This window comes from Polaromonas sp. P3_A5, from assembly GCF_056403055.1.
This window is the reverse complement of record NZ_JBFUGF010000002.1, coordinates 432097-440490: the sequence shown is the minus strand read 5'-3', so window position 1 is coordinate 440490 and position 8394 is coordinate 432097. Positions and strand designations below refer to the sequence as shown.

Sequence of the window (8394 nt, the reverse complement as noted above, 5' to 3'; positions counted from 1 at the left end):
AAGGACGAAGGCGGCCGCCACACGCCATTCTTCAACAACTATCGCCCCCAGTTCTACTTCCGCACGACGGACGTGACCGGTGCGATCGAGTTGCCAGAAGGCAAGGAAATGGTCATGCCAGGCGATAACGTGTCGATCACCGTCAAGCTGATCAACCCGATCGCCATGGAAGAAGGCCTGCGCTTTGCCATCCGCGAAGGCGGCAAGACCGTCGGCGCCGGCGTCGTTGCCAAAATCATTGCGTAATTTGTAAGGTTTGATGGAGGGGTATAGCTCAATTGGCAGAGCGTCGGTCTCCAAAACCGAAGGTTGTAGGTTCGATTCCTACTGCCCCTGCCACCCGGCTTTGATGAGTGTCGATGCTGAGGGTGGTTTGAAAAGATAAAAAGCAAGCCCGCCAGGAGTCAAAAACTCCAGGTGGGCTTAAGCGTCTGCAGAGACGCATGAAGATTGAACAGGAAATCGGCGACCATGGCCTCTTCTCAAGTTGAAACTGTCAGTACCAACGCCGACAAGGCCAGGTTGGCTGTGGCTGTCGCGCTGGTGCTGGCCTCGCTGGTGGGCTTCTATTTCTTTGCCAAGCAGGGTCAATTAGCCCAGTGGGGTGCCTTGATTGCTGGTTTGGTGGCGGCGGTTGCTGTGTTCATGACTTCGGAGTCGGGCAGGCAATTTGTGGCTTTTGGGCGCGACTCATGGCGCGAGGTCCGGAAAGTTGTCTGGCCGGCTCGTAAAGAAGCCATCCAGATGACGGCCTATGTATTCGGTTTTGTGGTGATCATGGCCTTGTTCTTGTGGCTTACGGACAAAACGCTCGAATGGGTGTTTTACGACCTGATCCTGGGATGGAAAAAATAATGAGCGATCTGAACGGCACGGTAGTCAGCGAAGTGGCGGCGGGAACGTCTCTCACGCCGACCCCAGGCATGCAGTGGTATGTCGTCCATGCCTATTCCGGCATGGAAAAAGCGGTCGAGCGCAACATCGTTGAGCGCATCAACCGCGCGGGCATGCAGTCCAAGTTTGGTCGTTTCCTGGTGCCCACTGAAGAGGTGGTTGAGATCAAGAACGGTCAGAAGAAGACGACCGAGCGCCGATTTTTTCCGGGCTATGTGCTGGTTGAAATGGTCATGGATGATGAGACCTGGCATCTGGTGAAACACACCAACAAGGTGACGGGTTTTGTCGGTGGCGCCAAGAATCGTCCGGCCCCGATCTCTGAGGAAGACGTTCAGAAGATCGTCAGCCAGATGCAGGTTGGCACCGAGAAGCCGCGCCACAAGGTCGAGTTTGAAACGGGCGAATACGTCCGCGTCAAGGATGGTCCTTTCACCGACTTCAACGGTACGGTCGAAGAAGTCAATTACGACAAAAACAAGGTTCGCGTTTCAGTCACGATTTTCGGACGTGCAACGCCGGTAGAGCTGGAATTCAGCCAGATCGAAAAAACGTAATTTCGATTCGGTAAATAATTTCGCGCCTTGCAACTCGGCGCGAAACGGTCCTTGCGGATTGTTTTTGAGTTGTGTAACCCCCGGGGAGCCCGGACCTGCCTTGGCAGCGTTCAGGCGTTATGACCCGCAAGGAGAAAAGTATGGCGAAAAAAATCGTCGGCTTCATCAAGCTGCAAGTGCCAGCTGGTAAGGCCAACCCGTCCCCCCCGATCGGCCCTGCGCTCGGTCAGCGTGGCCTGAACATCATGGAATTCTGCAAGGCATTCAATGCGCAGACCCAAGGTGTTGAGCCAGGCTTGCCACTGCCTGTGGTGATCACGGCATTTGCCGACAAGAGTTTTACCTTCGTCATCAAGACGCCTCCGGCAGGCGTCCTGATCAAAAAAGCCATCAAGCTCGACAAGGGTTCGTCCACGCCGCACACGGTGAAGGTCGGCAAGATTTCCCGCGCACAGCTTGAAGAAATCGCCAAAACCAAAATGAAAGACATGACGGCTGCTGACCTCGACGCTGCAGTTCGTACGATTGCTGGCACGGCCCGCTCCATGGGCGTGTCGGTGGAGGGTGTTGTATGAGCAAACTGACCAAACGCCAAAAAACCATTGGCGACAAAATCGACAGCAACAAGCTGTACGCAATCTCCGACGCCCTTGGCCTCGTGAAGGAATTTGCTGTCGCCAAGTTCGATGAATCCATCGACGTGGCTGTGCAGCTCGGCATCGATGCCAAGAAATCCGACCAGGTCGTTCGCGGTGCTGTCGTGCTGCCAAACGGCACCGGCAAGACCAAGCGCGTGGCCGTGTTCGCCCAGGGTGCCAAGGCTGAAGAAGCCAAAGCCGCTGGCGCAGACATCGTCGGCATGGACGATCTGGCTGCCGAAATCAAGGCAGGCAAGATGGACTTCGACGTGGTGATTGCTTCCCCTGATGCCATGCGTATCGTGGGTACGCTGGGCCAAGTGCTCGGCCCCCGCGGCCTGATGCCCAACCCCAAGGTTGGCACCGTGACGCCTGACGTGGCGCAAGCCGTCAAGAATGCCAAAGCCGGCCAGGTCCAGTTCCGTGTCGACAAGGCCGGTATTGTTCACGGCACGATTGGCCGCCGCTCGTTCGACACCGCCAAGTTGCAAGGCAATCTGGCTGCACTGATCGACGCGTTGCAAAAAGCCAAGCCGGCTTCGAGCAAGGGTGTGTATTTGAAGAAAGTTGCGGTTTCGTCAACGATGGGTGTGGGCGTTCGCGTCGACACGCAAACCATCGCGGCGTAATCGCAGAAATTTGGGTGCCCCGCAAAGGGCGCCCAATGTGGTGGGCTGCCGGGGTTCGTTCCGGCAGGTCATCAAAGACCGTTGGCGTGGCAGGCTTTTTGGGCTTGCCGCTTAATCGAAAGACAGCCAACGCAGATGGCGGTCCCGCTGCAGATGGTTTTGCAAAGAATCTGAAACAGTTGGTCGCTGAACATGAGCGTGTTGAAGGTTGAAGGTGGTGAAAGCCGCTGGAAGCTGACCACACATTTTTAAGGAGTAGACCTTGAGTCTCAACCGCAGTGAGAAACAAGCCGTCATTGATGAAGTGACTGGCCTCGCCGCTAAAGCTCAAACGCTCGTGATGGCGGAATACCGTGGTATCACGGTCGCTGACATGACCCGTCTGCGCAGCCAAGCCCGCGACAAAGGCGTGAACCTGAGTGTTCTGAAGAACACCCTGGCTCGCCGTGCCGTGGCAGGCAGTGCATTCGAAGTCGTGTCCGACCAGATGACGGGCCCGCTGATCTATGGCTTTTCCACAGATGCTGTGGCTGCTGCAAAAGTAGTCGCTGACTTCGCAAAAACCAATGACAAATTGGTGATTCGCGGTGGTGCATTTGGCGGTAAATCCCTGGACGTGAACGGCGTGAAGCAACTGGCCAACATTCCTTCCAAGGAAGTGTTGCTCGCCCAGTTGTGTGGCTTGCTGATGTCGCCTATGTCGCGTACGGCCGTTGTGCTGGGCGCCCTGGCGGCCAAAAAGGGCGGCGGCGCAGCCGATGCCCCCGCAGCAGCTGAAGCTGTAGCAGCGTAATTTGTACCCAACTTTTTAGGAAATTCAAAATGGCATTCGATAAAGACGCATTTTTGACCGCGCTGGATAGCATGACGGTCCTCGAACTCAACGAACTGGTGAAATCCATCGAAGAGAAATTTGGCGTGAGCGCAGCTGCGATGGCTGCTCCCGCTGCTGGCGGTGGCGGCGGTGCTGCTGCAGCTGCTGAAGAGAAGACCGACTTCAATGTCGTGCTGCTCGAAGCTGGCGCCAACAAGGTGTCGGTCATCAAGGCCGTTCGCGAAATCACCGGTCTGGGCCTCAAAGAGGCCAAGGACCTGGTTGACGGCGCTCCGAAGAACGTCAAGGAAGGCGCTCCAAAGGCTGACGCAGAAGCTGCGAAGAAGAAGCTCGAAGAAGCTGGCGCGAAAGTCGAACTCAAGTAATTCTTGGTGTTTGAGAAGGCTGGAAGACCGTAGTCGGGCTTCCAGCCTTTCGTGTTTCAAGGAACACACCGAAAAGCAGACTTAACCGTCTGCTTTCCAGTGTTCTTCGAACCCTGACAGGCCTGCAGCCTGTTCAGTGTTTTGTAGAAACACTGGAAAAATGATTGATACCAGTCCTTTTTCCAGTGTTTTCTGACCCCGACTGCAGAAAACGCCTTGGTTCGGGTGACGTGCAATGCGTCACCGTCCGCCATGGTTGGTAGTGGCCAACCACCAAGCTGCCTGAATACGTGGTGTATTCGGGCACGAGAGTCGCCAGAGCCCATCAACGCGGAGAACTCATGGCCTATTCCTACACCGAACGTAAACGCATCCGCAAAAGCTTCGGCAACCGCGAAAGCGTGTTGACTGTTCCCTATTTGCTGCAAATGCAGAAAGACGCGTACACAGCGTTCCTGCAAGCCGACCGTGCGCCTCAAAAGCGGACCGTTGAAGGCCTGCAGGCAGCGTTTGAAAACGCCTTCCCCATCGTCTCGCACAATGGTTTTGTCGAGATGAAGTTCATCGAGTACAACCTGGCCAAACCCGCATTTGACGTGCGCGAGTGCCAGACTCGTGGCCTTACTTTCGCCTCGGCCGTACGTGCCAAGGTGCAGCTGATCATTTATGACCGCGAATCCTCCACATCGCAGTCCAAGGTGGTCAAGGAAGTCAAAGAGCAAGAGGTCTACATGGGCGAAGTGCCGCTCATGACCGACAAGGGCTCTTTTGTGATCAACGGGACCGAACGCGTGATCGTGTCCCAGTTGCACCGGTCGCCTGGCGTGTTTTTTGAACACGACAAGGGCAAGACCCACAGCTCGGGCAAGCTCCTGTTTTCGGCCCGTATCATTCCCTACCGCGGTTCGTGGCTCGACTTCGAGTTCGACCCCAAAGACATCCTGTACTTCCGGGTTGACCGTCGTCGCAAGATGCCTGTCACGATTCTGCTTAAGGCCATTGGCCTGAACCCGGAATCCATCCTGGCCAATTTCTTTGTGTTCGACAATTTCCGCCTGATGGATAGCGGTGCACAGATGGAATTCGTGGCCGAGCGCATGCGCGGTGAAGTGGCCCGTTTCGACATTACCGACAAAAACGGCAAGGTCGTGGTCGCGAAAGACAAGCGCATCACGGTTCGCCATACCCGCGAGCTGGAGCAAAGCGGCACCACGACGATCAGCGTTCCCGAAGATTTCCTGATCGGCCGTGTGGTCGCCAAGAACATCGTTGATGCTGAGACCGGTGAAATCATCGCCAAGGCCAATGATGAACTGAGCGAAGTGCTGCTGAAGAAGTTGCGCGTTGCCGGCGTGCAGGACCTGCAGGTTTTGTATACCAATGAACTCGACCAGGGTTCGTACATTTCCCAGACTTTGCGCTCCGACGAAACCGCAGACGAGTTTGCTGCGCGCGTTGCCATCTACCGCATGATGCGCCCCGGCGAGCCACCCACCGAAGATGCCGTGCAGGCCCTGTTCCAGCGCTTGTTCTACAACCCGGATACCTACGATCTGTCCAAGGTCGGCCGCATGAAGTTCAATGCCCGCGTGGGCCGTGATTCGTCCACTGGCCCCATGGTCATGACCAACGAGGACATCCTCGCTGTCGTCAAGATCCTGGTGGACCTGCGCAACGGCAACGGTGAAGTCGATGATATTGACCACCTCGGCAATCGCCGCGTGCGTTGTGTCGGCGAACTCGCTGAAAACCAGTACCGTACCGGTCTGGCACGTATCGAAAAGGCCGTGAAAGAGCGTCTCGGCCAGGCCGAGCAAGAGCCGCTGATGCCGCACGATCTCATCAACAGCAAACCGATTTCGGCTGCGCTGAAAGAGTTCTTCGGTGCATCGCAACTCTCGCAGTTCATGGACCAGACCAACCCGCTGGCCGAAATCACCCACAAGCGCCGTGTATCGGCTCTTGGCCCGGGCGGTTTGACCCGCGAACGCGCCGGTTTTGAAGTGCGCGACGTGCACGTGACCCATTACGGACGCGTCTGCCCGATTGAAACGCCTGAAGGTCCGAACATCGGTCTGATCAACTCGCTGGCCTTGTATGCCCGCCTCAACGAATACGGTTTCATTGAAACCCCGTATCGCCGTGTGGTGGACGCCAAAATCACCGACCAGATCGACTACCTGTCGGCCATCGAAGAAGGCAAATACGTCATCGCCCAGGCCAACGCGGCTCTGGACGATGCCGGCAAGCTGACCGGTGACCTCGTGTCTGCCCGGGAAAACGGTGAGTCCGTACTGGTGGGCGCAGAACGCGTCCAGTACATGGACGTGTCTCCTGCACAGATCGTCTCGGTGGCGGCTTCCCTGGTTCCGTTCCTCGAGCATGATGACGCCAACCGCGCGTTGATGGGCGCCAACATGTCCCGTCAGGCCGTGCCTGTACTGCGCCCTGAAAAGCCGCTGGTCGGCACGGGCATTGAGCGGGTTGCTGCGGTTGACTCCGGCACCGTGGTGACTGCCAATCGCGGCGGTGTGGTGGACTACGTTGATGCAACCCGTATCGTGGTGCGCGTCAACGACGCAGAAGCCCTCGCCGGCGAAGTCGGTGTGGACATCTACAACCTGATCAAGTACCAGCGTTCCAACCAGAACACCAACATCCACCAGCGTCCTATCGTCAAGATCGGCGACAAGCTGGCCAAGGGTGACGTGATTGCCGACGGTGCATCGACTGACCTGGGGGAAATCGCCATTGGCCAGAACATGCTGATCGCGTTCATGCCATGGAACGGCTACAACTTCGAGGATTCGATCCTGATCTCCGAGCGCGTAGTGGCCGAAGACCGCTACACCTCGATTCACATCGAAGAACTCGTCGTGATGGCCCGTGACACCAAGCTGGGTGCCGAAGAAATCACGCGCGACATTCCCAATCTGTCCGAGCAACAGCTGAACCGCCTAGACGAGTCCGGCATCATTTATGTCGGCGCTGAAGTCCAGCCGGGCGACACGCTGGTCGGCAAGGTCACGCCCAAGGGCGAGACCACGCTGACACCGGAAGAAAAGCTGCTGCGCGCCATCTTCGGCGAAAAAGCCAGCGATGTGAAAGACACTTCGCTGCGCGTGAGCCAAGGCTCGCAAGGCACCGTGATCGACGTGCAGGTCTTCACCCGTGAAGGCATCGTGCGTGACAAGCGCGCCCAGCAGATCATTGACGACGAACTCAAGCGCTTCCGCCTGGACCTGAACGACCAGTTGCGCATCGTCGAGGCCGACGCGTTCGACCGTATCGAAAAACTGCTGATAGGCAAGGTTGCCAACGGCGGCCCGAAGAAGCTGGCCAAGGGCACCAAGATCGACAAGGCCTATCTGGCCGATGTCGAGAAGTACCACTGGTTTGACATCCGTCCTGCCGATGACGAAGTGGCTGCGCAGCTCGAAAGCGTCAAGAACTCGATGGAGCAGACGCGCCACAGCTTCGACCTGTCTTTCGAAGAAAAGCGCAAAAAACTCACGCAGGGCGACGAGTTGCCAGCGGGCGTGCTCAAGATGGTCAAGGTTTACCTGGCCGTCAAGCGCCGCCTGCAGCCTGGCGACAAGATGGCCGGCCGTCACGGCAACAAGGGTGTCGTGTCCAAGATCGTTCCGGTCGAAGACATGCCGCACATGGCCGATGGCACACCGTGCGACATCGTGCTGAACCCGCTGGGCGTGCCTTCACGGATGAACGTGGGCCAGGTGCTTGAGGTGCATCTGGGCTGGGCCGCCAAGGGCCTGGGCCATCGCATCGGGGACATGCTGCAAGCCGAAGCCAAGGTGCAGGAAATCCGCAAGTTCATGGAAACGATCTACAACAAGTCAGGCCGCGCAGAGGACCTGGCGAAGTTGTCGGATACCGACATCATCGAGATGGCCGGCAACCTCACCACTGGCGTGCCTTTTGCCACTCCCGTGTTTGACGGTGCTTCCGAGGCCGAGATCATGGGCATGCTCCAGCTGGCGTATCCGGACGACATTGCCAAGGCCAAGGGCCTGACGGCAACGCGTACCCAGGCCCAGCTGTATGACGGCCGTACGGGTGATGCGTTCGAGCGCACGACCACGGTGGGCTACATGCACTTCCTGAAACTTCACCACCTGGTGGACGACAAGATGCATGCACGGTCGACCGGTCCTTACTCGCTCGTTACCCAGCAGCCGCTGGGCGGCAAGGCGCAGTTCGGCGGACAGCGTTTCGGCGAGATGGAGGTCTGGGCGCTGGAAGCGTACGGCGCCGCCTACACGCTGCAGGAAATGCTCACCGTCAAGTCGGACGACGTGCAGGGCCGTACCAAGGTCTACGAAAGTATCGTCAAGGGCGAGCACGCGATCACGGCCGGCATGCCCGAGTCGTTCAACGTGCTGGTCAAGGAAATCCGCTCGCTCGGTATCGACATCGAACTCGAACGCAGCTAATCAACAGGAAAGAAAAGGATTT

Annotated in this window: 8 protein-coding genes and 1 tRNA gene; all 9 read left to right on the top strand. The window is 57.5% G+C overall.

All coding sequences use genetic code 11. The features are described 5' to 3' along the window. Positions 1-246: EF-Tu C-terminal domain-related protein (locus AC1DU8_RS19505; protein WP_477686924.1), on the top strand; the 246-nt coding region annotated here is incomplete at its 5' end. Between the two features lie 17 nt (positions 247-263). After that, positions 264-339 (top strand) — tRNA-Trp (locus AC1DU8_RS19500). Positions 340-471: 132 nt separating this feature from the next. Next, positions 472-855 carry a preprotein translocase subunit SecE gene (secE, locus tag AC1DU8_RS19495; protein ID WP_457282625.1) on the top strand — a complete coding sequence of 128 codons (384 nt, stop codon included), beginning with the start codon at positions 472-474 and terminating at the stop codon, positions 853-855. Between the two features lie 68 nt (positions 856-923). Next, on the top strand, positions 924-1451 hold the full coding sequence (gene nusG / locus AC1DU8_RS19490; RefSeq protein WP_228778638.1) for a transcription termination/antitermination protein NusG: 528 nt from the start codon (positions 924-926) through the stop codon (positions 1449-1451). A 140-nt stretch (positions 1452-1591) separates the two neighbouring features. Then, on the top strand, positions 1592-2026 hold the full coding sequence (gene rplK / locus AC1DU8_RS19485) for a 50S ribosomal protein L11 (protein WP_007871338.1): 435 nt from the start codon (positions 1592-1594) through the stop codon (positions 2024-2026). After that, positions 2023-2718 (top strand): 50S ribosomal protein L1, encoded by a 696-nt coding sequence (rplA, locus tag AC1DU8_RS19480; RefSeq protein ID WP_457282626.1) that lies wholly within the window; start codon positions 2023-2025, stop codon positions 2716-2718. Before rplK ends, rplA begins: the two co-directional genes overlap by 4 nt. A 262-nt stretch (positions 2719-2980) precedes the next feature. After that, entirely contained in the window at positions 2981-3511 is a 531-nt protein-coding gene (gene rplJ / locus AC1DU8_RS19475; RefSeq protein ID WP_457282627.1) for a 50S ribosomal protein L10, read from the top strand. Positions 3512-3540: 29 nt separating this feature from the next. Further along, positions 3541-3918, top strand: a complete 378-nt coding sequence (gene rplL, locus AC1DU8_RS19470) for a 50S ribosomal protein L7/L12 (protein ID WP_431094480.1) — start codon at positions 3541-3543, stop codon at positions 3916-3918. Positions 3919-4259: 341 nt separating this feature from the next. Then, positions 4260-8372, top strand: a complete 4113-nt coding sequence (rpoB, locus tag AC1DU8_RS19465; RefSeq protein ID WP_457306669.1) for a DNA-directed RNA polymerase subunit beta — start codon at positions 4260-4262, stop codon at positions 8370-8372. The last annotated feature ends 22 nt before the right edge of the window (positions 8373-8394 follow it).